A 23,285-nucleotide genomic window follows, 5' to 3' on the forward strand; every position below is an offset into this window, starting at 1 on the left:
TCCGCCAAGAAAAATGAGCATGCTCCCCGCCCGATCCAACAAGTGGACATAAACCTGATATGTCCATTCGTCCGGGCCGGGGGAGAGCATGCTCATCCGGGGTTGGCGCTGCGGCTAGCCCCTAAGGCACTTCTGGTACTCAAGCCATGCGAAGGCGTATTTGATCCAGCCGAGCACGTCGTACCACTTGCTCGGCATGACGGGTGCAGTGCACTTGGGAGGCAGAGGAGCGGCAACCTTGACTGCAGCTTTGACTACCGTCCCGGACTCGACGGCGGTCAGCACCAGGGTTCCTGTTCCGGCTGCCGCTCCCGCGGGTACCTTGACGTTCACTGAGGCGGCACCGAAAGCGACGCTCACCGTTCCCAGTTGTGTCGCGACCCCCTTTGCATCCGTGAAGATTGCCTTGAGAGAGGTGTTTTGCGGGCTGCCGAGCGAGGTCAGGTTCAGTTTGGAGACGGACAGGGCCATGGCGTCACCGCTCCTCACCTCTGCTGCCGTGGTGTTTACGACTGCAAGGGAACGGCGGGCGAAGTCCGGTGACACTGGATTGTGGGCCTGCAAGTACTTGATCCACGCGTCTCGATCCACGAGTCCTGAGTCCTTGGTGTTGCTGCCTTCCTTGAAGACCCGGAAGTTGTCGCCGCCAGCGGCCAGGAAGCTGAAGGTTCCGATGCGGTACGACTTCGCGGGGTCGATGAGCGCCCCATTCACCCAGATAGAGGTGATCAGGTCGCCCGCAGCACGGGCGGCGTCGTACGTGTAGTTCACGTTCTTGGACACGCCTAGCTGCAAGTACGGACGGCTCGGCACGGAACCATCGGCGTTGGTCTGCCATTGCTGCTCAAGAAGCGACTTGAACTTGGCGCCCGTCAGCGACGTGGTCCAGAGATTGTTCACGAACGGCAGCACCGCGTTGGCTTCCGCGTACGTGATGGTGCCGTCGGGTGCGTAGTAAAGCTCGTTGCGCAGGCCGCCGGGGTTCACGACGCCGATCTCGGCCCCGCCAAGTTCGGGTGCCTTGAGGGTGTCCACGAGAGAATCCGCCACCAGGTTGCCCAGTGTGGATTCGCTCGCGCGGTCATCGCGCTTGGGAGTCCCGCCCGCGGGGTCCGGCGTGAACGCCGTGGTGATGTCCGCGGTGACGGCGCCGACCGGCTGATTGCCGACGACGGCGGCATCGGCCAGGGCCTTGTCGACGATGGCCTTGACCTGTGCAACACGGGGGTAGGTTCCGGACATCTCCGTTGTGGAGCGCTTGACGTTGCCGGCGGTATAGGCGGTCACGGCCATGCTCTTGGTATCTACAGTCAGCGTGATGCTGCCGATGTTTTCGCCGTAGTTGCCCGTCTGCACGATCGGGCGGGTCTTGCCTGTCGGCAGGCCGTTGGCGTCAAGGACTGGTGCGTCCCAGGCGTATTCCTTGTGGGTGTGGCCAGTGAAGATGGCTGCCACATCCGGTGTGGTTTCCTTCACGAGCTTGGCGAACGGCCCGCCCGCAGCAACTTCCTGCTCGATCGTGGCACCTTCCGGGGTACCCGCTCCGGCGCCGTCGTGGATTTCCGCGACAATCACATCGGCCAGCTTGCCGGCCTTGATCTTGGCGGCAACGCGGTTGACGGCGTCCACAGGGTCACCGAATTCAAGATCCGCGATGCCGGCCGGGCTGACCAGGGACGGGGTCTCCTGCGTCACGGTGCCGATGACGGCCACCTTGACGCCGTTCATGTCCAGAACCGTGTATTCGGGCAACACCGGTGTGGTGGTGCCCTTCTGGTAGACGTTGGCACCCAGGATTGGGAACTTCGCGTTGTTCCCGCCGGCGATGACGCGGTCCCGCAAGTCCGCCCATCCGCCGTCGAACTCGTGGTTGCCCACTGCGGACGCTTTGAGCTCAAGCGCGTTCAGCACATCGATGGTCGGCTGGTCCTTGGCCACCGCGGAGGCGAAGAGTGACGCGCCGATGTTGTCTCCCGCCGAGATGAAGGCGGTTGAACCGGGCGCGGCAGCGGCCCGGAGTTGTTCGATGGTGCTGGCGAACAGGACGGTGTTGCTGTCGATGCGTCCGTGGAAATCATTGATGCCCAGGAACTGCAGGTCTACGCTGGCCGGCGTGGTCGGCAGGTTCAGGCCGACCACCACGGGGTCGTGGTCACTCGCCCGGAACTGGTCCGCGGCGTAGTAGTTGCCTACGTTGTTGTTGTACCTGCTGTACTCGAAGGCGACCGACTCCACCGAGTTGATGTTCCAGATGTCGGTTCCGGTGACCACCTCATGGGCGGCGGGAGAGGCGAGGATGTGGTCGAGGGATCCGACCATTCCGCCGAACAGGTACGAGTGCTTCCCGGTGCTTGTTTCCAGGTCCGCGTAGCCGGCCCCGGTGAGGACGTTGATCGGGTCTTCTTTGGAATAGGCGTTGAAATCGCCGATGAGGAATACCTTGTCGGTGCCCTTGGAGGACTTCAACTGATCGGCGAAGGTCAGGAGCGACTGTGCCTGCTTGGTGCGGGCAACGTTGGAGGCGCCTTGGCCCTTGTCGGTGTCGTCCGGTGTTACTGCCGAGCCCTTGGACTTGAAATGGTTCACGATCGCGATGAACTTCTTTTCATCGCTGGCCTCCACGGGCTTGAAGACCTGGGCGAGGGGCTTGCGTGCGCTGGCGAAAGCGACAGTGTCGTTGTGGATGATCGACTCACCCAGTGGTTCGGCGCTGGCCTTCTTGTAAATGAACGCCGTTCGGATCATGTCCTCGTCGCTCAGCGGGGGAGCATTGGCTGGCGTGCGGACGTAGTCCCAGATACCGGGGGTTTCAATGTTGAGGGAATCCACCAGCTTCGCCAGGGCATCATCGCGGTTCTTGCCGAATTGTGCCGAGTTCTCGATCTCCTCCAGGGAGACGACATCGGCGCCGGACTTGGTGATTGCAGCCACGATCTTTGCTTGCTGGCGCTGGAGGTTCTCGGCGTTCGCCGCACCGCGGGCGTTGCAGCCGTCCTTGACCGTGATCGGATTTCCGTCGCGGTCAGTGTAGTAGGTGCAGCCGCTGAGCTGGTCACCGGTGGTGGGGAAGTAGTTCAACACGTTGAAGGAAGCGATCTTCAGGTTGCCGCCCACGTTGGCCGGGGCCTCGGGACGGCTACCGGTGAAGCTGACTGGCTGCACGGAGTCCGCGGTGGCCGGGGTCAGCTGGGAGAGCGGCTGGAATTTCCAGGCGTTGTTCCCGTAGCCGAGGATCACGTTGGTGCGGAAGGTCGCAGCCGATCCGACCCGGACAGGATTGCTCGTGGTCAGGTAGGGGAGCGGCTGTGCCTTCGTGGAGGCGTCCTTGAGGAAGTTGGTGGACGCGCCGTCGTCGAGTTTGATGCCGCGCAGTGCATTGTCGGCAACCACGGCGTTGTATTCCGCTGAGCCATAGTTTGCTACGGCAGTGGGCTGGACCAAGGGGGAGGTCCCTGCCGCCAGGCCGATTTCGCCGTACTGGTTCAGTGAATAGTTGTCCGTCACGGTGAAGGTGCCCTGGGGTGCCAGGAGCATGCCTTCATAGCGCTCGCGGGTGGTTTCGTCGGCCGGAAGTGCGAAGTTGCTGGGCTTGACTTCGGGCGCGGCTTCGCTGAGCTTCTTCACTCCAGCTGCGTCTGCGGTGAGCTGGGTCTGGTTGGAGAACTCGCTCACCGTGCCGGTGAGTTCGAGGTAGTCGCCGATCTGGGTGCTTTCCACGGTGGACGGTGAGTAGACGAAAATTGCGTCCGACGCCGTCCTGGCCGCCGGATCAGTGTCGCCGCCGGTTCCGGGGGTCTGTACGTAGTAGCCGTTGAATCCGCCCGTTGCGTAGACGGCGGTGACTTTGCCGCGGGTGGTGACCATGGCACCGGTGAAGGGGCTGGCCGCTCCGGTGCCTTGGATTTCCGCAATGGTCTTGTTCTCGGGCGCGGCGGGCGGAGGCGCTGTGGCTCCTGCCGCCGTCGGGGTGATGGCGGCGCTGAGGCTCAGGTCGGCGGCGTTGTCGTTGGTGTCCGCGCCGTTGCTCCGGTTCAGGCTCCGTACGTCGGTGTTGTTTGTCGGTGCCAGGGCCGCCGCGGTCTCAAAAGTGTTGCTGCTGCCGTAGCCGAGGAGATCGGCTACGGCAGAGTTGCCCACTACGGAACCCGTGGGGAGCGGGTTCACTGCAGTGCCTTGCTTCGCAAGGACGATGGTTCCGGCACTTCCGCTGGGGTTGAGGGTGCCGGAACCGTCGACGTCGGCAGCCGGCAATTCTGCCGCCGTCGAGGTTGAGCTGTTGCTGGCGCCCTTGATGAGGAAGTATCCCTTGGCCGGGATGTTCCCGGTGAGGGGAGTGATGAAGGTGGGCGGATTGACGTTGCTCGCCGCGCGGTATTGGAGCGACCAGCCGTTCAGGCTAACGGCGGAGTCCGAGTTGTTGTACAGCTCCACGAACTTGTTGCGGAAAGCAGCTCCGGCGCTGCCTCCGCTGAGATAGGCCTCATTGATCACCACCGACGGGCCCGTCGTGGGGGGTATATCGGCTGCCAAGGCCGGAACGGTGGCGAGCGGGGCTGCAAGCAATCCCGCCGACACCACCAAACCGACTAGAAATTTCCCATTTTTGAAATGCATTAGCTCTGACTTTCAATTGGCCCTGTGGGGCACAGTGGAAGACGCCCGCCGTGTGCGTCGGCGGGCGGTGATCCGGGCTTTACTCCGGTGGGGATATCACGCTCGGCATCTCATCAGTCGTGGGTGAATACCGGGTTGCCATATGGTGACGGCACAAACAAGAGAGAGCATGCCCTCCCTTTGAGGCGGGGAGTGGACATAATCCCAATATGTCCACTCCCCGCGTCGTGGGGAGAGCATGCTCTCTGGTGGGTGGCGGGCTGCGCCTAGCGGTTGGGCCTATGCAGCCTGGTTTTGGATGAGTTTGAAGATCGCACCCGTCGGGTCTGTCAGGGTGGCCATCCGGCCGTAGGGAGTGTCCTCAGCCGCCTGGACGACGGTGGCGCCAAGGGAGACGGCCTGCTCGATGGTGTCGTCGACCTTGTCCACCGCGAAGTAGACGCCCCAGTAGGACGGGACCTCCGCCGGGAGGAAACCGGAGGCATCCATGATGCCTGCCTTGGAGTCGTCGCCCGCCCCGAGGGTGGTGTAGCGGAACTCCGGGGTATCGCCCACTACGGTGGTTTCCCAGCCGAAGACGTTCTGGTAGAAGGAAACTGCCGAGTCGTACTCCTTGGCGAAGAGCTCGTGCCAGGCGGGTGCGCCGGTTTCGGCAGCCAGCTGATAGCCCTTCATCTCGCCGAACTGCCAGGCACCGATCGCTGCTCCGGAGGAATCCGCGTACATTGCCATGGTTCCCTGGTCCGGCACTTCCATGGGTTCCATGTAGACCTGGCCGCCGTTGGCGACGGCCGCTTCGGTGGTGGCCTTGATGTCGTCAGTGCGCAGGTAGGTGGACCAGACATCGGGCATCTGCGCCATTTCTTCCTGCTTCTGCATGATCCCGGCCACCATCTTGCCGTCCTTCGAGGCCGTGATGTAGCCGCCGTACTTTTCCTGGTCCCCGGTCTCGTAGGTCCAGCCGAAGAGCGAGTTGTAGAAGGACTTTGCCTTCTCCGGGTCCGAGGTCATCAGGTCGATCCAGCAAGGCGAACCGGGGGTGATGTCAGGCGTAGGCATGTTTGCTCCTGTGTCGTTTACCGCGGTTGTTGCCGCGGTTTCATGAGTGGGTGGTGGAGACAGACAAAACCCTATGCGGGGCCTCCGACAGTTTCAATGCCTTGGCTCGATGCCTTCAGCGGAACCTAGCCCATGACGAGCATCAGGATGAAGTAGATCGCTCCGCCGACCACCGAGTAGATGGCGAAGGGCGTCAAGGTCCGGGTCTCGAAGAAACGAAGCAGGAACTTGGTGGCGAACCATGCCGCGACACCCGCGCACAGCGCGCCCACCAGGAACACTCCACGCTCGTCGGCCATGGCCGGGGTGAAGAGTTCAGGCAGCTTGAGCACGGCGGCAGCGCCGATGATTGGCGTCGCGAGCAGGAAGCTGAAGCGCGCGGCGTTTTCATTGTTCATCCCGGACAGCAAGCCTCCGGCCATAGACGAGCCGGAACGGGAGATGCCCGGGATGAGGGCCGCTGCCTGGGCGGTTCCGATGGCCAAGGCGCGTTTCCACGGCAGGGTGGCGATTTCGGCGTCGGAAACCGTTGCGGTGGCCGCGTGTTCTGCTACACGGCGGCTGTCCCTGGTCCGCAGACGCTCGGCTGCAAAAAGGATGAGACCGTTAAGCACCAGGAAGGCGGCAGCGATCAGCGGCGAACCGAAGAGGTTCCGGATGGGCTTTTCCAGGACCAAACCGATGATTCCGGCCGGCACGGTTCCAACCACGAGGAGCCAGCCGAGCTTTGCGTAGGTGTCCGACGGAGCAATCTTCCGGTCCCGGATGGAACGGCCAAGGCCCTTGGCGATTTCAATCCAGTCCCGGAGGAAGAAGAAGAACAGCACAATTGCTGTAGCCAGGTGGGTGGCTATGAGGAAGTTCAGGAATTCGGGCGCCTTCTGGTCCAGGCCCCAACCGAACAGTTTGGGCAGGATGACGCTGTGGCCGAGGCTGGAAATCGGAAAGAGTTCGGTGATTCCCTGCAGCAGGCCCATAACGATGGCCTGGATCATATTAATCATGGGTTCGATCCTAGCCAGTACCGGTTACTGGGAGATGAACGTTTGCTGGGAGGCAGCCGTGTGCCAGCAGGTGAACGCGGTTAATGGGGTAGGTGACTAATATCGACCAATGACTCAAGAGCGATGGCGGCAGGTTTCCGAATGGCCCATGGTGGCGGCAGCGGTGCTGTTCCTGGTGGCCTATTCATTCCAAGTGATCGCCAATCTCAGCGAGGCCCAATCCACGGTCGTTGACACCATCATCTGGGTCACCTGGCTGGTGTTTGCCCTGGACTATGCGATGTGCCTCGTCCTGGCGCGGCGTCGCGCCCAGTGGTTCGTGCGGAACCTGCACGAATTGCTGATTTTGGCCCTCCCGGTCCTCAGGCCCTTGAGGTTGCTGCGGCTCGTGACACTCCTGAAGCTGCTTCATCGTACCGCCGGAAACGCCATGCGGGGCCGCATCCTCACTTTTGTCCTTGGGTCCGCGGCCCTCGTGACGTATTGCGGTGCCCTCGCCGTGCTTGATGCTGAGGAGAACGCCGCGGGCGCCAACATCACCAACTTTGGCGATGCCATCTGGTGGGCGATGGTCACCATCACCACCGTCGGCTATGGGGACCACTACCCGGTGACGGTTGTGGGCCGCTGCGTTGCCGGGGGTTTGATGGTCTGCGGAATCGCTGTCCTGGGCGTCGTGACCGCCTCGGTTGCCTCGTGGCTCGTTGAACAGGTCTCAACCGGAGCTGCGGCGGCCGCGACAGTCGCCGAGGAGCCCATGAAACAGGAGATCCGCCGGTTGGCAGAACAAGTCGAACGACTTAGCGCGCTTCTGGAAAACGCCGACGGCGAGCCACGGGGCGGCGTGGTCGGAGCCCGCGGCGACCACGCGCCGTCGCCCTAGCTCGCCGTCCGCATAGCCCTCCGCCGAGGTGCGTTCTTAGTCCCTTCCGCGGACGGGGATGCTCGCGGAAGAAATCAAGACGGCGCTTTTTTCTTCGTTGGTGGCGGGGCGGATCTGGCCGCGTTCGGGGACGAAGACGATTGCCTCGTCTTCTTGCTCGGGGGCGTTGACGAAGGAGCGGAAGCGGCGGAGGCGTTCCGGGTCCTTCAGGGTCGCCGCCCACTCGTCCTCGTAGGACCCAACGTGCTTGGCCATGGCGGCTTCGAGCTCGTCGGCGATGCCGAGGGAGTCCTCGACGACAACCTCGCGCACGTGCTCCAGGCCGCCGTCGAGCTCTTCCTGCCAGCGGGCCGTGCGTTGAAGCCGGTCGGCGGTGCGGATGTAGTACATGAAGTAGCGGTCGATGTATTTGATCAGGGTCTCGTCGTCCAGGCCGCCGGCGAGGAGCTGGGCGTGGGCGGGGTTCGCTCCGCCGTTGCCGCCGACGTAGAGGTTCCAGCCCTCCGATGTCGCGATCACGCCGACGTCCTTGCCGCGGGCTTCGGCGCATTCGCGGGCGCAGCCGGAGACGCCCATTTTGAGTTTGTGCGGGCTGCGCAGGCCGCGGTAGCGCAGTTCCAGGTTGATGGCCATGGCCACGGAGTCGAGGACCCCGAAGCGGCACCAGGTGGAGCCCACGCAGGATTTCACGGTGCGCAGGCTCTTGCCGTACGCCTGGCCGGACTCCATGCCTGCGTCAATGAGCTCGCCCCAGATCTCCGGGAGTTGTTCGAGGCGGGCGCCGAACATGTCGATGCGCTGGCCGCCGGTGATCTTCGTGTACAGGCCGTACTTCTTGGCGATCGTACCGATGACCACGAGCTTGTCGGGCGTGATCTCCCCACCCGGGATGCGCGGGACCACGGAGTAGGTGCCGTCTTTTTGCATGTTGGCCAGGGCGCGGTCGTTGGTGTCCTGCAGGGTGCCGCGGCCGGCGTCGAGCACGTACGCGGAATGCTGCGACGCAAGGATCGAGGCGATGGTTGGCTTGCAGATGTCGCAGCCCGCTCCGGTGCCGTATTTGGCCAGGATGTCTTCGAAGGAGTCCAGTTCCAGGACGCGGATCGCGTCGAAAAGTTCCTGCCGGGAGAGCTCGAAGTGCTCGCACAACGCCTTGGAGACTTCGATGCCGGACTTCTTCAGTTCCCCCTCGAGGAGCTTCTTGAGCATCGGCACGCAGGAGCCGCACTGGGTGCCGGCCCGCGAGCACGTCTTCAGTTCGCCGAGTTCCCGGACGGGGGTGTTGCCGTCGCAGGAGCCGCAGCCGTTGACCGCGTCGCGGATGTTCCCGGCGGGGACGTTGTTGCAGGAGCACAGGATCGCGTCATCGGGCAGTTCGGTGTCGGGGGCCTCCCCGCCGCCCGCGGCGGTGAGGTAGGCGCCCGGTTCGGCGGGCAGTTCGCGGCCGAGCAGGGGGCGCAGGCTCATGTACGGGGTGGCGTCGCCGACGAAGATGCCGCCGAGCAGGGTCTTGGCGTCGTCGGTGGTGACGATCTTCTGGTACACGCCGCGGGCGGGGTCGGCGTAGACGATTTCCAGGGAGTGCTCGGTTGTGGCGAACGCGTCGCCGAAGCTGGCGACGTCCACGCCGGAGAGCTTGAGCTTGGTGGCCGTGTCGAAACCGGGGAAGGTCGCTTGTCCGCCGTGCAGGCGGTCCGCGACGATTTCGGCCATCGTGTTCGCCGGTGCCACGAGCCCCAGGCACATGCCCTCGAAGTTCGCGACCTCGCCGATGGCGAAGACTCCGGGGATCTCGGTCTCGCAAGCATCGGAAATGACAACACCGCCGCGCTGGCCAAGCGTGAAGACCTGTTCCTCGCCCTCCGCTGCACGGAAGAGCTCATCGCGCGGCCTGACCCCGATCGCGACGATCACGATGTCGGCGTCGATGATGCGGCCGTCGGCCATGAGGACACCGGTGACCTGGCCGTCGTCGTCGGACAAAACTTCCGAAGGGAAGACGCCGCCGTGGATTTCGAAGCCCTTGTCTTTAATGAGGCGGCCCAGTGCCTGGCCGGCGCCTTCGTCGAGCTGGGTGGCCATGAGCCAGGACGCGCCGTCGATGACGATCGGGGTGGCTCCCAACCGCTCCGTCCCTGCTGCAGATTCAAGACCGAGGAGACCGCCGCCGATGGTGACAGCGTTGACCTTGCGGCCCAGCTTTTCCGTGAGCTGCGTGATTGCTTCGTTGATGGCCCAGACGTCTTCGAGGGTGCGGTAGACATGGGTGAGCTCGGCGCCCGGGATTGGCAGACAGGCGGCATTCGAACCCGTCGCAACCACGAGGGCATCGTATTCGTAGCTATTGCCGGCCGCGGTTTCCACGGACTTGGCATCGGTGTTGATCTTGACCACCCGCTCGCCGGTGCGCAAGTCCAGGGCCTCGTGCTCCCACATTGACGCGTGTCCGAGGGTGAGGTCGCAGTCCACCTCGATGAGCGCCTTGCTCAACGTGACCCGGTCATAAGGAAGATGCGCTTCCTCGGTCAGGACCGTGACGTGCCAGCCCTCGAGACCGCGGGTATGCATGGCATCGGCAAAGCGGTGGGCCGCAGGGCCTCCGCCCGCGACAACAATGCGGCGCGGGTTCTCTGAAGGGGAAGTATGTCCGGTCACTGGCGGCCTTTCGCATGTGCCGCAGAACCGTCATCCGCGACTTGTCACTTCAGACTAAAGACACGCAGTTTCGCGTCAGTTTCCCCTTTGTTTCGGGGGCTTAACTTCGGCATCACGGTGAGGATTGCGGCTATGTGAGGTCTCCTTTACGAACAGGACACATTGATTGCATTCCGGCGAAACATCGCAGGCCTACCGTGAAGTTGTGGCCGCAAACGGCCCGTGCCGGCTGGCGGAATTGGATCCGCCGGACCGGCAGGCTTAGCGATAGGGGCTGAAATGACCGTAATTCTGGATCGGCAAAACCTGATGGGCGCACCGACCGCGTCCGGCTGGCACCGCGTCTGCGCAATCGACGAGCTGGAGCCGGCTTGGGGCGAAGCTGCCCTGGTTGGAGGGAAGCAGGTAGCACTTTTCCGCACCACTCCGGATGAGGTCCTGGCGGTATCCCAGCAGGACCCGGCAACCCTGTCCAACGTCATGGCGCGGGGCATCGTCGGTTCCCGGGGCAGCCGTCCCACCATCGCCTCGCCGCTTCACAAAGAGGTCTACGACCTTGAAACCGGCGAATGCTTCACTAACCCCGAACTTCGGCTCGCAAGCTACGCCACCCGTCTGGTGGACGGATACGTCGAAGTAGCTGTCTAGGCTGCTTCAGCTTCCGACGCCAATGGCCGGTTCCGCCCGCGGAACCGGCCATTGGCGTTTCCTCGTGGTGTGTCGGGGGTCCGCCAGCGGGTTTGACGCAAAAGAGGCCGGCCATGGAATCCAAAGATTCGCATGAACCGGCCTCTCAGCCGCGCTGTGTCGCGCCACGCGGAAGGTAAGGGATTTGAACCCTTGGTGCGGGGTTACCGCACACTGGTTTTCAAGACCAGCTCCTTAGGCCGCTCGGACAACCTTCCCTGCCTAGTAGTGTTTCATAGGGAGTTGGCTGCGCCAAAAACCTGTCGCCGCGATTTGCGCGGTTAAGGTGTCTGAAAGGCCAACTGCACTGAGCGAGGGATCGGGAGCACTCTATGAAAGCCGTCTACATCTCCAAACCGGGCGGGCCCGAGGTTCTGGAAATCCGGGACGTCCCTGCTCCGGTTCCCGGCCCCGGCGAGGTTCTCATCGACGTCGTCGCCGCCGGTCTGAACAGGGCGGATGTCCAGCAGCGCCGCGGTTTCTACCCGCCACCACCGGGGGCATCCGAAATTCCCGGCCTTGAGGTCTCCGGCAGGATTGCCGCGTTCGGGCCTGAGGTGAGCAAGCCGTTTTCGGTCGGCGACAAGGTAGTGGCCCTGCTTTCGGGTGGCGGCTATGCGCAGCAGGTTGCTGTCCCGGCGGAGCAGGTTTTGCGATTGCCCGACGGCGTGGATCTGGTCACCGCCGCATCCTTGCCTGAGGTAGCCGCAACGGTTTACTCGAACCTCATCATGACTGCGCAGCTGCAGGCCGGTGAGACGGTACTGATCCACGGCGCCACTGGGGGCATCGGCACCATGGCCATCCAGCTCGCCAAAGCGTACGGCGCTACGGTCGCGACGACGGCCGGAACGGCCGAAAAGGTCGGAACCGCGAAAGCCTTCCTCGGGGCCGACATTGCCATCAATTACGCGGAGGAAGATTTCGTCGAAAGCCTCAAGGCACAAAACGGCGGCAAAGGCGCGGACGTCATTCTCGACGTCGTCGGTGCCAAATACTTGCAGCAGAACGTGGAAGCACTCGCGGACTACGGCCGGCTGGTGGTGATCGGGCTGCAGGGTGGCGTCAAGGGCGAACTCGACCTCGGCCAGTTGGTCAGCAAACGGGCGGCCATCATCGGCACGGCGCTCCGTCCGCGGCCGGTCGCGGAAAAGGGTGTCATCATGAATGCCGTCCGTGAATCGGTCTGGCCGATGCTGGCCGACGGCCGGATCAAGCCGTTCGTGGCCAAGTCGTTCCCCTTGGAGCAGGTCCGCGAAGCCCACGAGTACTTCGATTCCGGCGAGCACATGGGCAAGGTCTTGCTGCTGCTCTAGCGGCGCCCGCCAAACCCGCAGCACGAAGGAGAGCGATGTCCATTCGGTACAGCATCCTGGCATTGCTTCAGGAGCAACCACGCTACGGCTACCAATTGCGAGCGGCGTTCGAGGAACGCACGGGAGCCGTCTGGCCGTTGAACATCGGACAGGTGTACACCACCCTGAACCGCCTGGAGCGTGACGCTTTGGTCCGCAAAGAGGGCGACGACGGCCGCGGCCACGTGCTTTTCAGCATCACCGACGCCGGGACTGCGGAGATCCGTCGATGGTTCGCGACCGCAGTGGATCGTGGAGCGCCGCCGAGGAACGAATTGGCCATCAAGCTGGCGTTGGCCGTCACGACGGCGGGCACCGATGTCCCCGCGCTGATCCAGGCCCAACGTGAGATTTCCTTGCGCGAGCTGCAGGCGTATACCCAGGACCGCAGGGACCTGGCCGCCAACCAAAGAGTGACGGATACGGCCAGGCTGCTCGTCCTGGACTCCTTGATCTTCCATGCCGAGGCGGAGGTCCGCTGGCTCGATCTTTGCGACGCCAGGCTGGTGCAGCAGGCCAATGGCGCCAGCAACGGCATGATCGGAACCGTCCGCTCTACGGGGACACCCAACGCATAGACTGCTCCGCAGGGGAGGTGCTGACATCGAAACATTGACGAATGCCGGCGTCCGGATCCGGCTGCTCGGCCCCGAGGACGCCGACGCGCTGATCCGTCTGGCAGATACGGACAACTTGTTCGACGAGGATCCTTCAGTCGCGCCGTCAGGCGCGTTGACGTACGACGGCGCCCGCTCCTTTCTGGGCGACCCCGGCGTGCTTTTCTGGCTGGCTGAGCTCGGCGGCGAGACGGTGGGATTCCTCCACTGCTGCATTCAGCGCCGTCGTAATGCCGGACCTTGGGCCGAACTGCTCCTCATGGAAATGGGGACTCATGCGCAGTGGCGCCGCCGTGGTATCGGCCGGTCCCTTTTGGCCGTCATGGAGGAGTGGATGCGTGAACACGGGATGGAAGAAGTCTGGGTCCCGGCCAACCTCTATGCGACGGGCTTCTACGAAAAATGTGGTTTCGCTAAGGACGAAGGCGAAATACTCTTCAAGGCACTGGGCTGAGTTGCGGCCCGTGAGAGTATGAACGCATGAGCGATCAGGACGACACTCAACCCAGTGGCGAGAGTTTTGACGACCTCCCGGTGGAGGGCACAACCTTGGACGCTGGCACGGCACAGAGCACATCGGAAGCAGGTCCGAAGGCCGACGGGAAGCCTGGGGCCAAGAAGGGCAGCACCCTGCAGGACCTCGTCGACGAACCGGCCAAGGTCATGCGTATCGGCACCATGATCCGCCAGCTCCTCGAAGAGGTGAAGAGCGCCCCCCTGGACGAGGCAGCCCGCGGACGCCTTGCCGCGATCCACGAACGCTCCATCAAAGAGCTGGAAGAGGGCCTCGCACCGGAACTAGTGGAAGAGTTGGAGCGCATCAGCCTCCCCTTCCCTGAACACGCCACGCCCTCTGACGCCGAACTACGGATCGCGCAGGCCCAGCTCGTCGGTTGGCTCGAAGGGTTGTTCCATGGAATCCAGACCGCCATTGCTGCCCAGCAGGCAGCCCGGGAGCATGCTGTTGCCCAGTTGCAGCTTCGCCAGCTCCCGCCCGGAACCATGATCGCCCCGGGCGTCGTTATTGGCGAAAACGGTGAGCCGCAGCGTGCCCACCTTCCCGGCAAGGAAGCGGAACCCGACAAACCTTCTCGCGTTGAAGACCCGGACCGACACCCGGGTCAATACCTCTGAGCGCTGGGTTGGGATTCTTTGGGGCCGTCCGACAGGGACGGAAGGATGACGCTGAACTTGGCAAAGGACTGTGGCGCCGTGCCCACGATCGCTTCCATCGCGGCCTTGACCGGTACCACCAAGTGCTTGAAGGCGTAGAAGACGAACAGCTTTACGTCGAACTCGTGGCCATTGCGAACGAACTGGCGGACTTGTCGTCCAGGGTGCGTGCGATCTGCGTGGAGGCCCAACTCCAAGCGCCCAGTGATGGGCTGGACATTCCTGGATCGCTCGCGGGCGTCCATCGCGCGCTGTCCAAAGCGGGGAACTCTCTTGCCACCACGGCGGAGGCGGCCGCGATGCTGCGTCTCGCCGTCGGGCCCGTTCCTGTAGGAGCCGTTTCGGTACGACGACGCGCTGAAGCCGTTTACGAGCATGTCGAGGAAGCCGAACGCCTGCTGAGGGCCAAAGCCGGCTCGTAGGCTAATTGGGGATTTAGGTGCAGACGCGTCTATTCCCACATAACAACTATTAAGCGCCTAGCTTAGAGGGGCCGGAATCCGTAGCCACCCGGTGTGCGCGGCTGGCAGGATGGAAGCCATGACTTCGTCACCGAACCTTACTTTTAACGACGGCAACTCCATCCCCCAGCTCGGCTACGGGGTGTGGCAGGTTGAGGACGATGTAGCCGAAAAGGTAGTGCGTCAGGCCTTCGACGCCGGCTACCGCCACATCGATACCGCCAAGATCTACGGCAACGAGGCAGGCGTGGGACGCGCCATCGCATCCTCCGGCCTCAAGCCCGAGGAAATCTTCATCACCACCAAGCTGTGGAATGCGGACCAGGGCTACGAGTCCACGCTCGCGGCTTTTGAAGAGTCCATGAACCGCCTCGGCCTGGAAACCCTTGACCTGTACCTGATCCACTGGATGCAGCCGAAGCAGGACAAGTTCGTGGACACGTGGAAGGCGCTCATCGAGCTCCAGAAGCGCGGACGCATCAAGTCCATTGGCGTCTCCAACTTCAGCAAAGAAGGCCTGCAGCGCCTGATCGACGAGACCGGCGTCGTTCCGGCGATCCACCAGATCGAACTGCACCCGTTCTTCAACCAGGCCGAACTTCGGGAGTTCGCTACGGCGCGCGGCATTTTGACCCAGGCCTGGTCGCCCCTCGGCCAGGGCGGCGAGCTCCTTGAGAACGCCACTATCGCCCAGATCGCTGCCAAGTACGGCGCCACCCCGGCGCAGGTGGTTATCGCCTGGCACCTGGCGATCGGCAACGTCGTGATCCCCAAGTCCGTGACCGAGTCCCGGATCCAGGAAAACTTCGCAGCACTCGGCGTCACGTTGGATGAGGCCGACATTGAGGCCATCAACGGCCTGGACCGAGGCGCCGAAGGCCGCATCGGACCGGACCCGGCCGTCTCAGACTTCGCCTAGTTTCTCAACGGGAAGACCTCGCACCGAACAGGTGCGGGGTCTTCTTGCCTTAATCAGGCGCGATCTCGCAACGCGGGGTCACTTACGGCCCATTCGGCGCCACCAAATGGGCCGTAAGTGACCCCGCGTTTCTCAGAGGGGGCGCTGTGGGCTCACCTCGCTGGGCGGAGGGGTGGGCCGGTGGAGGCGCGGATCGTCAGATGGGTGGGGAGTTCGGCTTTCATGCGCATCTGGGACCGGCCGGGCCGCAGCCTGCTGACGAGCATGTCCGTTGCGACGCGCCCTGCTTGTTCGATGGGGGCGGTGAGGGTTGTCAGGGGCGGTTGGCAGAAGTCGGCTCCGAAGATGTCATCGCATCCGACGACGCTCATTTCATTGGGGACGTCGATGCCGCGTTCCCTCAGCCGGACGAGGACGCCGATGGCGACCAGGTCGTTGAACGCAATGCAAGCAGTGGCCCCGCTGTTGAGCAGGGTGTCAGCGGCGGCAGCCCCGGACCGCGTACTCGGGTGATAGGGGCCAAGACGCCTGATGGTGATTCCCAACAACTCGGCTCTCTCCTGCAGCGCGTCCCACCGCCGCCCGTCGGACCAGGAATTCGGCGGGCCCGCGAGATAGGCGATATCCCTGTGACCGAGTGAAAACAAGTGCTCCATCGCCTGCTGGACCCCCGAAGGGGTATCGATAATCACGCTGGGGACACCGGGTGTGCTGCGGTTTATTGTCACCAAGGGGGATTTGGCGGCGGCGCTGATCAGCTGTTCGTCGCTGAGACGGGTCGCGGGAAGAATGAAGCCGACGGCGGAGCCCCGGAACTCTTCCAGATACGTTGCTTCCAGCTCGACATCCTCTTCGGTGTCGACGAGCAGTTGGGTATAGCCGGCAGTCTTGAGTTGGTGCTGCGTGCTGCGGATGAAGTCAAAAAAGTACGGATTCGTGATGTCCGGAACCAGGACGGCGACGGCTCCGGACCTGCCCGGGCCGGTACTGCGGGGATATGCGGAGGGCGCGTAACCCAGTTCGCGGGCAGCCGCTTCGATGCGTTCCCTCGTCGCTTGGTTGACGCGATGCGGCTGAGATAAAGCCCGCGAGACTGTGGAGGCGGCCACGCCGCTGAGAGCGGCGACATCCCTGATAGTCGGTCCCCGCCCCAGAGGGCTGGTTCCAACGCCGGCCTCGCTAATGCTCATAGTGCTGCCCCCTTGCGGCCCCGCAATGCGTTCTGAGAATCCATCTTCTCTCATCTGCGTGGTCCCTTCCCATCTGTGACAGGACGGACCATGGAAGCAACTATGGCAATTTATGGCAACCGTTGCACTTGTTGCAGCAACTGTCATAGTGTTCCAGCTAACATCCGGTCTGTCTGGCCGGTTCCCCCGAAGATCTCGGGGCGACTCAACGAGGAGCATTAAGAAGACATGAACAACTCAAGGACGCGACTTATTGGCGCGGTCGTTCTCGTTTCGCTGGGAGCACTAGGAGTAACCGGATGCGGTGGCGACAACAGCTCCGCAAGCGCGAGCGGCGGCGCCCCCAACGGCCAGGGCAAGACCCTGGATGTCCTGGTCGGTGCCAACACAAACAAAGCCGAGCAGTACAAGGCCTGGCAGATTCACATTGCCGATGCATTCAAGAAGCAGACCGGCGCTGACCTGAAATTCGAGACGTTCGCCAACGCCAACGATGAGCTCTCGAAGATCCAAACCTCTGTTGTCGCAGGCCAGGGCCCGGATGTCTACGCAGTGGGTACGACCTTCACCCCGACAGCGTACTCAACAGACGCCTTCGTGAAGTTTGACTCAAATATGTGGAACAAGGTTGGCGGCCGCGATCGCTTCGTTCCGGCGACGCTCGGAATTTCCGGTCCCGACGCCCAGAACGAGGTGGGCGTCCCCTTCACCTCCAGGCCCTACGTTCTTGCCTACAACACCGAATTGTTCAAGAAGGCCGGGCTCGACAAGCCCGCGAACACCTGGGACGGGCTGCTGGATCAGGCCAAGAAGCTGACCACCGGATCCACGTACGGGTTCGCGACCGGATATGCGGACAACTACACACCCTGGAAGTTTGCCTGGGCCATGGCCAACCAGTCCGGCAACCCCCTGGTGGATGGAAAGACGGCCCGCATCGATGACCCCACGGTGCTCAAGGCATATGAAACGTACTTCGGCTGGCTGACCAAAGACAAGGTCGTCAACCCGGCCGCAGTGGGCTGGAACGACACCCAGGCTGCAGCTGACTTCGCCGCGGGCAAGTCCGCGATGATGTTGATGACCACGGCATCGTCAAAAGTCACGTTCGATGCCTCACCGGTGAAGGGCAAATACGCTTACGCCGTGATGCCGACCGTGCCGCCCGGACAGAGCTCCGCACCCTCCGGTGGCCAACCGGTGAGCTCAATCATTTCCGGTGACAACCTGGTGATCGCAAAGTACTCGGAGAACCAGGACCTCGCCGCTGCGTACATCAAGCTGCTCACCAGCGACGACGAGCAGATCAACTACAACAAGCTGTTCGGGGATCTTCCCACGAACGCCACAGCGGCCAAGAAGGTCCAGGACGCGGATCCCTCGTTGTCCCCGATTATTGATTCGGCATCCAAGGCCAAGACCACGCCGTTCACGGGCGCATGGGGCGACATCCAGCTGGCGCTGACCAACGTCGTCGTTCAGTCCCGCCCGGATCTTGGCAATGGCAGCTTCAATGAGACCAATCTCAAGGCTGCACTGGCCAAGGCCCAGAAGGACGCCCAAGCCTCCCTCGACAGGGCGACGTCAAACAAGTGAGCATCACTGTAAAAAAAGACGCCGCCCTGCGGCGCGCCCCGGAGCTTGGCGGGCAACCTCCTGCCAAGCGCCGGCGGACAGTGAGCGAACGAAACCGGCCGCTGTGGATGCTCACTCCGGGTGCGCTCCTGATCGGCCTGATAATCATCGTTCCCCTGATCCTGGGCATCTACATCGCGATGCTTCAGCTGGATCAGTACACCATCCGTAAATGGATCAGTGCCCCTTTCGTAGGACTGAACAACTTCGTCGAAGCGTTCACATCCACTGACTTGGTTCACGCCTTCGGCAACAGCGTCGGCTTCTCCCTGATCGCCACCGTCATCACCGTGCCGATCGGTGTTTACGCCGCACTGGCGACCCAGAACGCCTATCGCGGCAGGTCGCTGGTGCGATCGATGTTCCTGATTCCCTACGTCCTCCCATCGTTCGTGGTCGGAAGCTTCTGGCGCACCATGCTCCAGCACGATGGGATCGTCAACAAGGTGCTGACCGGGGTCGGGCTGCCTGCTGGTCAATGGCTCACTGGTCCGGCGAGCTTCTGGGTACTGATCCTGGTCGAAGTGTGGGCAGCTTGGCCGTTCATTTACCTCATGGCATTGTCGGGCCTTCAATCCGTGGACCAGGAAGTCCACGAGGCGGCGGCCATCGACGGCGCCCTGTGGTGGACGAAGCTGCGTTACGTGATCTTCCCTTATTTGCGAGGACCGGTCGCCCTGGCGTGCCTTATCGCGACCCTCCACCACATGAACAACTTTTCGCTTGCCTTCTTACTGTTCGGCGTCCCGGCTCCATTTGACGTGCAGGTTTTGCCGACCCTCGTTTACAGCATGAGTTTCACCAGCTTGCGGTTCGGCATGGGAGCGGCGATGGCCCTGATCTCACTTCTGCTGATCGCCATACCGCTCTACTTCTACCTGAAAGCCGTTCGACTCGACACAGGCGCTGACGCGGGAGGCAAGAAATGAGCAACAAAACCCCCGACGTCGTGTTGGACGTCCCGTTGGAGATCTCCGGGGGCCTTCGCACCGGAAGTGCGCCCCGCAAGACCGGGCGGCAGAATGTCGCGGTATACCGGCTGCTTCCGACACCTCTGCTGGTCGGAGGCACCATCTTTCTGTGCGCCATGGTCGGGATTCCTCTGCTATACATCGTGTTTTCGTCCATGAACTCCGATGTGGAAGTCGCCCGAGGGGCATTCTTCCCCACCGAATTCACCCTGGACAACTACACGAAGATCTGGAGCACGCTGCCCTTGGGCAATGGCCTGATCAATAGCGTCATGATCGCCGGCGCTGTGGCCGTCGTTTCCTCGTTGCTGGGTATCGTCACCGCCTACGTGCTGGTCCGGTTCGAGTTCGTGGGCCGCCTCAGCATTCTGCGCGGGCTCATCGGTCTTCAAAGCGTTCCGGGCGGACTGCTCCTGCTCCCGGTGTTTGTTCTCTTCGCCTCAGCGGGCAACTATCTGGGAATCACGGTCATCGGCACCTACTGGGGCCTTTTCCTCGCGTACCTGACATTTGCGCTGCCGTTTTCCACCTGGGTCATGGTCACCTACCTGAGGGGCCTGCCCAAGGAACTCGAGGAAGCAGCCCGCATCGACGGATCTTCTTCCCTCGGGGTCCTTTTCCGGATCATCTTCCCGCTCAGCTGGCCCGGGTTGGTGGTTGCCGGCGTCTTTTCCTTCCTGCTCGGCTGGAACGACGTCATGTTCGCCTCGGTCCTCACCCGTCCAAACACCCAGACCGTTGCGGTTGTCCTGCAGATCTTTGGTTCCTCCGCGGAGGGCGGGGCGCTTCCCCTTTACGGCCAAATGATGGCCGCATCCTTGGTCTGTGCCGCCCCGGTGGTCATCCTTTATCTCATCTTCCAACGATTCCTCGTCGGCGGCATGACCGCCGGCGGTGTCAAGTAGGCCAGCCACACCGGCTGCCACCCATGCATTACCTCAAGGAGAAAACGACGTGACCGTCAAGCAAACCCAGTGGACCCTGTCTGGATTCGGCGACGAAATAAGCGCTGACCCGCTCATCCAGATCGCAGTTCTGCAGGCCTTGGGCGCCAACCACATCGAAGTCCGCAGCGCTTGGGACACCAACATCGTCGAGATGTCCGAAGAGGACCTCGTCCGGCTGGACCAAATACTGCGCGAGCAAAACATGGGCGTGTCCGCGATTGCCTCTCCCATAGGCAAAGTGGACATCACCACGCCTGTCGCCTTCGAGGTGGACCGCCTCCACGCGGCCATTCGTGCCGCGAAGATCCTGGGCACCCGTTACATCCGGATCTTCTCGTTTTATCGACAGGACGGCCTCGCCGCCGAAGACATCCGCGACGCCGTCATGGTGCGGATGCGTGCGTTGGCCGCGGAGGCCCAGGCACACGACGTCGTACTCCTTCACGAAAATGAAAAGGACATCTACGGCGACACGCCTGAACGCGTCCTGGACATCATTACGACCGTTAATTCCCCGGCGCTGCGGGTTGCCTGGGACGCTGCGAACTTCGTTCAGGTAGGTGTCAAGCCCTTTGGCGAGGCCTACGACATGCTTCGCCCTTACCTGGAATATCTGCAAGTCAAGGATGCCCGAGCCGATGACCGCCTGGTGATGCCGGCGGGGGATGGCGACGGCCAACTCCGCGAAACCATCAACGCATTGAAGGCGGACGGTTTCGAAGGCTTCGCGTCCTTGGAGCCCCACCTGGCAAACACCCATCACCTCGGAGGGTTTTCCGGACCTGCGGCGTTCGGAGTTGCGGGCCGCGCATTCAACCGCCTCCTCGCTGAAGCCGGAGTTAGCACCAAATGACCACCTCGAACACAGCAACCACGCCCAACCGTCGGCTGCGCACCGCCGTCGTCGGCTGCGGAGTCATCGGACGCCAGCATGCCCGGGTCATCACCGAGAACAAGGATCTGGAGCTCATCGCCCTCGTTGACCCGGTTGGGCCAGCCGCGGCTGCACTGGCAGACTCGGTCGAGAATGAGCTGCACAACCCGCGTCCGGCGACGTATTCGTCGCTGGTTGCGGCACTGAAGGATGCCGACATCGACCTTGTCGCGGTCTGTACGCCAAGCGGTCTGCACTCCGATCTGGCAGTTGAGGCCCTGAATGCCGGCAAGCACGTCATCATCGAAAAGCCCATCGACGTGGACTTGCCCAGCGCCAGGCGCGTTGCCGATGCGGCGGCTGCCGCGACCGGGCAGGTCATTTCGGTGATCAGCCAGCACCGATTCGATCCGGCCAGCGTCGCCGTCGCCCGTGCGGTCCGGTCCGGACGCTTCGGCAGGATCACCTCGGGAGTGGCTTCGCTGGCGTGGTGGCGGGCCCAGAACTACTACGACTCCGGCCAGTGGCGGGGCACCTGGGAGCTCGACGGCGGCGGGGCCGTCATGAATCAAGGCGTTCACAGTGTTGATTTGCTTCTTTGGTTCCTGGGCACCCCTGTTCAGATCCAGGCCCATACTGCGCTGCTTGCCCACGAGCGCATCGAGGTGGAAGACACAGCAGTTGCTACCGTCCGCTTCGCCTCGGGCGCCCTGGCAGTCATCCACTGCACCACTGCGGCCTATCCCGGACTCACCGCCCGGATCCAGGTCCACGGCGAGAAGGGCTCGGCTGTTGTCGACAATGATCGGCTGCAGTATTTCCACGCCTCAGACAACGCTCCTGTAGAGGGAGAATCTTCCTACGGCATGGCCGGGGCCGGGAACCAGTCCGAACTTGAGGTCGGGGCGCATGATGCCTCAGCCAACATCGACGGATCAGACGACCTGCAGACCGCGCACCAAAAGCAGTATGCCGACGTCGTGGAAGCCATCCGGTTCGGAAGAGATCCGCGGGTCGGAGTCGAGGAAGCAACCGCGGCACTGGCCACGGTGCGGGCGCTTTATGTGTCGGCAACTCTCGGGACGTCGGTGTACTTCGAAGACGTCCTGGCGGGCAAGTATGACGACCTCGTCGCCCACACCGGGGGCGCTTAGGTCCGCCCCACGCTTAGGTCCGCTCCACGCGGAGCGGTCCCTGATGAGTTTGAACGCCGTGCTGGTGCCGCACTTCGCGGCATCAGCACGGTAACCAGATGATGTCCGGTGCCTCTCAGTCCTCCGAAAGTTCCGGGACGCGCTCGGCACGCAGTTCGCGCAACCAACCCAGGGCTTCTAGTTCGTCGGAGAAATACCGGGTCGGGCACTGCGGTGCGGGGAGTCCGTGCCTGCCGTGGGCAATGACACGGTCCACGGGGGTGCTGCCCAGGATCGCAAAGGCCGTGATGGTGGCGGCCTCACTGAAGAATCGGACGGCGTCGCGGCTGACGGACTCGACGCCGATGACCTGCAGCAGCACCGCGGCGCCCGTTCCGCCCGTCAGAGCCAGGTATCTCTCCCGGATAAGCGCTCCGTCCTCTGCGGTGATCCGGCGGCCTGGGCGCAAAGTGATCCGGAGTACCCCTTCACCAGTGTCATCAACCCTGACATTTTCATGTTCTGAACTGAACCACGCCCCACCGCCGTCCGCGTCGGAAGCGGTGCTCACCTCTGCCTGAAGGTGTAATTCGCCCTCGGACTGTACCAGCGTCGTCATCAGATCCCCCAGATGTGATTCCGCTGCAACCCCATTGACGCAGCTCCCGGGTCAGCAAGAGCCGGGTGCAGATCACAATACCGGTGAGGACGCCCGGCGTCCATGAATAGTGAGTGTGCGGAGTGTTTTCGCTCGAGTGGCCTCCGGAATCAAGTGGCGGGCACAGCGAAGGGCGCACCCTGATGGGATGCGCCCTTCGCTAGACGGTCAGGTCAGTCCTTCTTGAAAGCGTCCTTGACCTTCTCGCCGGCCTGCTTCAAATCGCCTTTGGCCTGGTCGGCCTGGCCTTCCGCCTTCAGGTTTTCGTCGCCTGTGGCGTTACCGGCAGCTTCCTTGCCCTTGCCGCCAGCCTTCTCGGCAGCGTTCTCAATCTTGTCGCCTAGTCCCATGGTGTTTCCTCCTCTGGTTCGGCAGCCGATCGATCCGGCCGTTACTACATACTAAGCATGCTTCGGGTTTGGATTTCAAGTCCGGTCCGTCTGTGATGAG

The 23,285-nt window shown here is 62.8% G+C and carries 20 protein-coding genes and 1 tRNA gene; 13 read left to right on the top strand and 8 right to left on the bottom strand.

Features of this window, described 5'->3' with window-relative positions; all coding sequences use genetic code 11:
- Nucleotides 1-114: 114 nt before the first annotated feature.
- The 3 genes from ACSKT0_RS02800 to ACSKT0_RS02810 all read right to left on the bottom strand — a co-directional run bounded on the left by ACSKT0_RS02800 (nt 115) and on the right by ACSKT0_RS02810 (nt 6,677).
- Nucleotides 115-4,614, bottom strand: a complete 4,500-nt coding sequence (locus ACSKT0_RS02800) for an ExeM/NucH family extracellular endonuclease (protein WP_437772411.1) — start codon at nt 4,612-4,614, stop codon at nt 115-117.
- 279 nt (nt 4,615-4,893) lie between these two features.
- Complete coding sequence (locus tag ACSKT0_RS02805; RefSeq protein WP_437772412.1) at nt 4,894-5,673, bottom strand: VOC family protein; 780 nt, start codon at nt 5,671-5,673, stop codon at nt 4,894-4,896.
- Between the two features lie 125 nt (nt 5,674-5,798).
- A complete protein-coding gene (locus ACSKT0_RS02810) occupies nt 5,799-6,677 on the bottom strand; it encodes an undecaprenyl-diphosphate phosphatase (RefSeq protein ID WP_437772413.1) in 879 nt (292 codons plus the stop codon).
- Nucleotides 6,678-6,786: 109 nt separating this feature from the next.
- On the opposite strand from ACSKT0_RS02810, the gene ACSKT0_RS02815 reads away from it, so the two are divergent.
- Nucleotides 6,787-7,560: a potassium channel family protein gene (locus tag ACSKT0_RS02815; RefSeq protein ID WP_437772414.1), complete on the top strand. Its 774-nt coding sequence runs from the start codon at nt 6,787-6,789 to the stop codon at nt 7,558-7,560.
- A gap of 36 nt (nt 7,561-7,596) precedes the next feature.
- Here the strand turns inward: ACSKT0_RS02815 and nirB are convergent, their stop codons facing one another.
- A complete protein-coding gene (gene nirB, locus ACSKT0_RS02820; RefSeq protein WP_437772415.1) occupies nt 7,597-10,215 on the bottom strand; it encodes a nitrite reductase large subunit NirB in 2,619 nt (872 codons plus the stop codon).
- Nucleotides 10,216-10,494: 279 nt separating this feature from the next.
- On the opposite strand from nirB, the gene nirD reads away from it, so the two are divergent.
- Nucleotides 10,495-10,863 carry a nitrite reductase small subunit NirD gene (nirD, locus tag ACSKT0_RS02825; RefSeq protein ID WP_437772416.1) on the top strand — a complete coding sequence of 123 codons (369 nt, stop codon included), beginning with the start codon at nt 10,495-10,497 and terminating at the stop codon, nt 10,861-10,863.
- Between the two features lie 169 nt (nt 10,864-11,032).
- On the opposite strand, the gene ACSKT0_RS02830 is transcribed toward nirD, so the two are convergent.
- Nucleotides 11,033-11,120 (bottom strand) — tRNA-Ser (locus ACSKT0_RS02830).
- A 114-nt stretch (nt 11,121-11,234) separates the two neighbouring features.
- Here ACSKT0_RS02830 and ACSKT0_RS02835 point away from each other — a divergent pair.
- The 6 genes from ACSKT0_RS02835 (at nt 11,235) to ACSKT0_RS02860 (ending at nt 15,427) form a co-directional block, all read left to right on the top strand.
- Nucleotides 11,235-12,218, top strand: a complete 984-nt coding sequence (locus ACSKT0_RS02835; RefSeq protein WP_437772417.1) for an NAD(P)H-quinone oxidoreductase — start codon at nt 11,235-11,237, stop codon at nt 12,216-12,218.
- Nucleotides 12,219-12,253: 35 nt separating this feature from the next.
- On the top strand, nt 12,254-12,835 hold the full coding sequence (locus ACSKT0_RS02840) for a PadR family transcriptional regulator (protein ID WP_437772418.1): 582 nt from the start codon (nt 12,254-12,256) through the stop codon (nt 12,833-12,835).
- A 34-nt stretch (nt 12,836-12,869) separates the two neighbouring features.
- Complete coding sequence (locus ACSKT0_RS02845; protein WP_437772419.1) at nt 12,870-13,328, top strand: GNAT family N-acetyltransferase; 459 nt, start codon at nt 12,870-12,872, stop codon at nt 13,326-13,328.
- Nucleotides 13,329-13,354: 26 nt separating this feature from the next.
- Nucleotides 13,355-14,008, top strand: coding sequence for a bacterial proteasome activator family protein (locus ACSKT0_RS02850; protein WP_437772420.1), 654 nt, complete (start codon nt 13,355-13,357; stop codon nt 14,006-14,008).
- An 8-nt stretch (nt 14,009-14,016) separates the two neighbouring features.
- Entirely contained in the window at nt 14,017-14,469 is a 453-nt protein-coding gene (locus ACSKT0_RS02855) for a hypothetical protein (protein WP_437772421.1), read from the top strand.
- A 118-nt stretch (nt 14,470-14,587) separates the two neighbouring features.
- Nucleotides 14,588-15,427 carry an aldo/keto reductase gene (locus ACSKT0_RS02860; protein WP_437772422.1) on the top strand — a complete coding sequence of 280 codons (840 nt, stop codon included), beginning with the start codon at nt 14,588-14,590 and terminating at the stop codon, nt 15,425-15,427.
- A 152-nt stretch (nt 15,428-15,579) separates the two neighbouring features.
- On the opposite strand, the gene ACSKT0_RS02865 is transcribed toward ACSKT0_RS02860, so the two are convergent.
- Nucleotides 15,580-16,617, bottom strand: coding sequence for a LacI family DNA-binding transcriptional regulator (locus ACSKT0_RS02865; protein WP_437772423.1), 1,038 nt, complete (start codon nt 16,615-16,617; stop codon nt 15,580-15,582).
- A gap of 228 nt (nt 16,618-16,845) precedes the next feature.
- On the opposite strand from ACSKT0_RS02865, the gene ACSKT0_RS02870 reads away from it, so the two are divergent.
- The 5 genes from ACSKT0_RS02870 (at nt 16,846) to ACSKT0_RS02890 (ending at nt 22,198) form a co-directional block, all read left to right on the top strand.
- Nucleotides 16,846-18,213, top strand: coding sequence for an ABC transporter substrate-binding protein (locus ACSKT0_RS02870; RefSeq protein WP_437772424.1), 1,368 nt, complete (start codon nt 16,846-16,848; stop codon nt 18,211-18,213).
- A complete protein-coding gene (locus ACSKT0_RS02875; protein WP_437772425.1) occupies nt 18,210-19,181 on the top strand; it encodes a carbohydrate ABC transporter permease in 972 nt (323 codons plus the stop codon). Before ACSKT0_RS02870 ends, ACSKT0_RS02875 begins: the two co-directional genes overlap by 4 nt.
- A gap of 158 nt (nt 19,182-19,339) precedes the next feature.
- Nucleotides 19,340-20,128, top strand: a complete 789-nt coding sequence (locus ACSKT0_RS02880) for a carbohydrate ABC transporter permease (RefSeq protein WP_437773954.1) — start codon at nt 19,340-19,342, stop codon at nt 20,126-20,128.
- Between the two features lie 49 nt (nt 20,129-20,177).
- Nucleotides 20,178-21,023 (top strand): sugar phosphate isomerase/epimerase family protein, encoded by an 846-nt coding sequence (locus ACSKT0_RS02885; protein ID WP_437772426.1) that lies wholly within the window; start codon nt 20,178-20,180, stop codon nt 21,021-21,023.
- Complete coding sequence (locus tag ACSKT0_RS02890; protein WP_437772427.1) at nt 21,020-22,198, top strand: Gfo/Idh/MocA family protein; 1,179 nt, start codon at nt 21,020-21,022, stop codon at nt 22,196-22,198. The genes ACSKT0_RS02885 and ACSKT0_RS02890 overlap by 4 nt, the downstream gene beginning before the upstream one ends.
- A gap of 115 nt (nt 22,199-22,313) precedes the next feature.
- Here the strand turns inward: ACSKT0_RS02890 and ACSKT0_RS02895 are convergent, their stop codons facing one another.
- Together ACSKT0_RS02895 and ACSKT0_RS02900 are read right to left on the bottom strand one after the other, a co-directional pair.
- Nucleotides 22,314-22,796 (bottom strand): DUF7793 family protein, encoded by a 483-nt coding sequence (locus tag ACSKT0_RS02895; protein ID WP_437772428.1) that lies wholly within the window; start codon nt 22,794-22,796, stop codon nt 22,314-22,316.
- 212 nt (nt 22,797-23,008) lie between these two features.
- Nucleotides 23,009-23,185 (bottom strand): CsbD family protein, encoded by a 177-nt coding sequence (locus tag ACSKT0_RS02900; protein WP_236815163.1) that lies wholly within the window; start codon nt 23,183-23,185, stop codon nt 23,009-23,011.
- Between the last annotated feature and the right edge of the window lie 100 nt (nt 23,186-23,285).

Source organism: Arthrobacter sp. KNU40, assembly GCF_051515115.1.
Taxonomy (GTDB): Bacteria; Actinomycetota; Actinomycetes; order Actinomycetales; family Micrococcaceae; genus Arthrobacter.

Excerpts from the sequence above, each read along its gene's own strand:
- ACSKT0_RS02815 (WP_437772414.1), top strand. The coding sequence starts at position 6,787 with ATGACTCAAGAGCGATGGCGGCAGGTTTCCGAATGGCCCATGGTGGCG.
- ACSKT0_RS02840 (WP_437772418.1), top strand. The coding sequence starts at position 12,254 with ATGTCCATTCGGTACAGCATCCTGGCATTGCTTCAGGAGCAACCACGC.
- ACSKT0_RS02900 (WP_236815163.1), bottom strand. The coding sequence starts at position 23,185 with ATGGGACTAGGCGACAAGATTGAGAACGCTGCCGAGAAGGCTGGCGGC.
- ACSKT0_RS02810 (WP_437772413.1), bottom strand. The coding sequence starts at position 6,677 with ATGATTAATATGATCCAGGCCATCGTTATGGGCCTGCTGCAGGGAATC.
- ACSKT0_RS02870 (WP_437772424.1), top strand. The coding sequence starts at position 16,846 with ATGAACAACTCAAGGACGCGACTTATTGGCGCGGTCGTTCTCGTTTCG.
- ACSKT0_RS02880 (WP_437773954.1), top strand. The coding sequence starts at position 19,340 with ATGGTCGGGATTCCTCTGCTATACATCGTGTTTTCGTCCATGAACTCC.
- ACSKT0_RS02865 (WP_437772423.1), bottom strand. The coding sequence starts at position 16,617 with ATGAGCATTAGCGAGGCCGGCGTTGGAACCAGCCCTCTGGGGCGGGGA.
- ACSKT0_RS02835 (WP_437772417.1), top strand. The coding sequence starts at position 11,235 with ATGAAAGCCGTCTACATCTCCAAACCGGGCGGGCCCGAGGTTCTGGAA.
- ACSKT0_RS02805 (WP_437772412.1), bottom strand. The coding sequence starts at position 5,673 with ATGCCTACGCCTGACATCACCCCCGGTTCGCCTTGCTGGATCGACCTG.
- nirD (WP_437772416.1), top strand. The coding sequence starts at position 10,495 with ATGACCGTAATTCTGGATCGGCAAAACCTGATGGGCGCACCGACCGCG.
- ACSKT0_RS02860 (WP_437772422.1), top strand. The coding sequence starts at position 14,588 with ATGACTTCGTCACCGAACCTTACTTTTAACGACGGCAACTCCATCCCC.
- ACSKT0_RS02890 (WP_437772427.1), top strand. The coding sequence starts at position 21,020 with ATGACCACCTCGAACACAGCAACCACGCCCAACCGTCGGCTGCGCACC.
- ACSKT0_RS02895 (WP_437772428.1), bottom strand. The coding sequence starts at position 22,796 with ATGACGACGCTGGTACAGTCCGAGGGCGAATTACACCTTCAGGCAGAG.
- ACSKT0_RS02850 (WP_437772420.1), top strand. The coding sequence starts at position 13,355 with ATGAGCGATCAGGACGACACTCAACCCAGTGGCGAGAGTTTTGACGAC.
- ACSKT0_RS02800 (WP_437772411.1), bottom strand. The coding sequence starts at position 4,614 with ATGCATTTCAAAAATGGGAAATTTCTAGTCGGTTTGGTGGTGTCGGCG.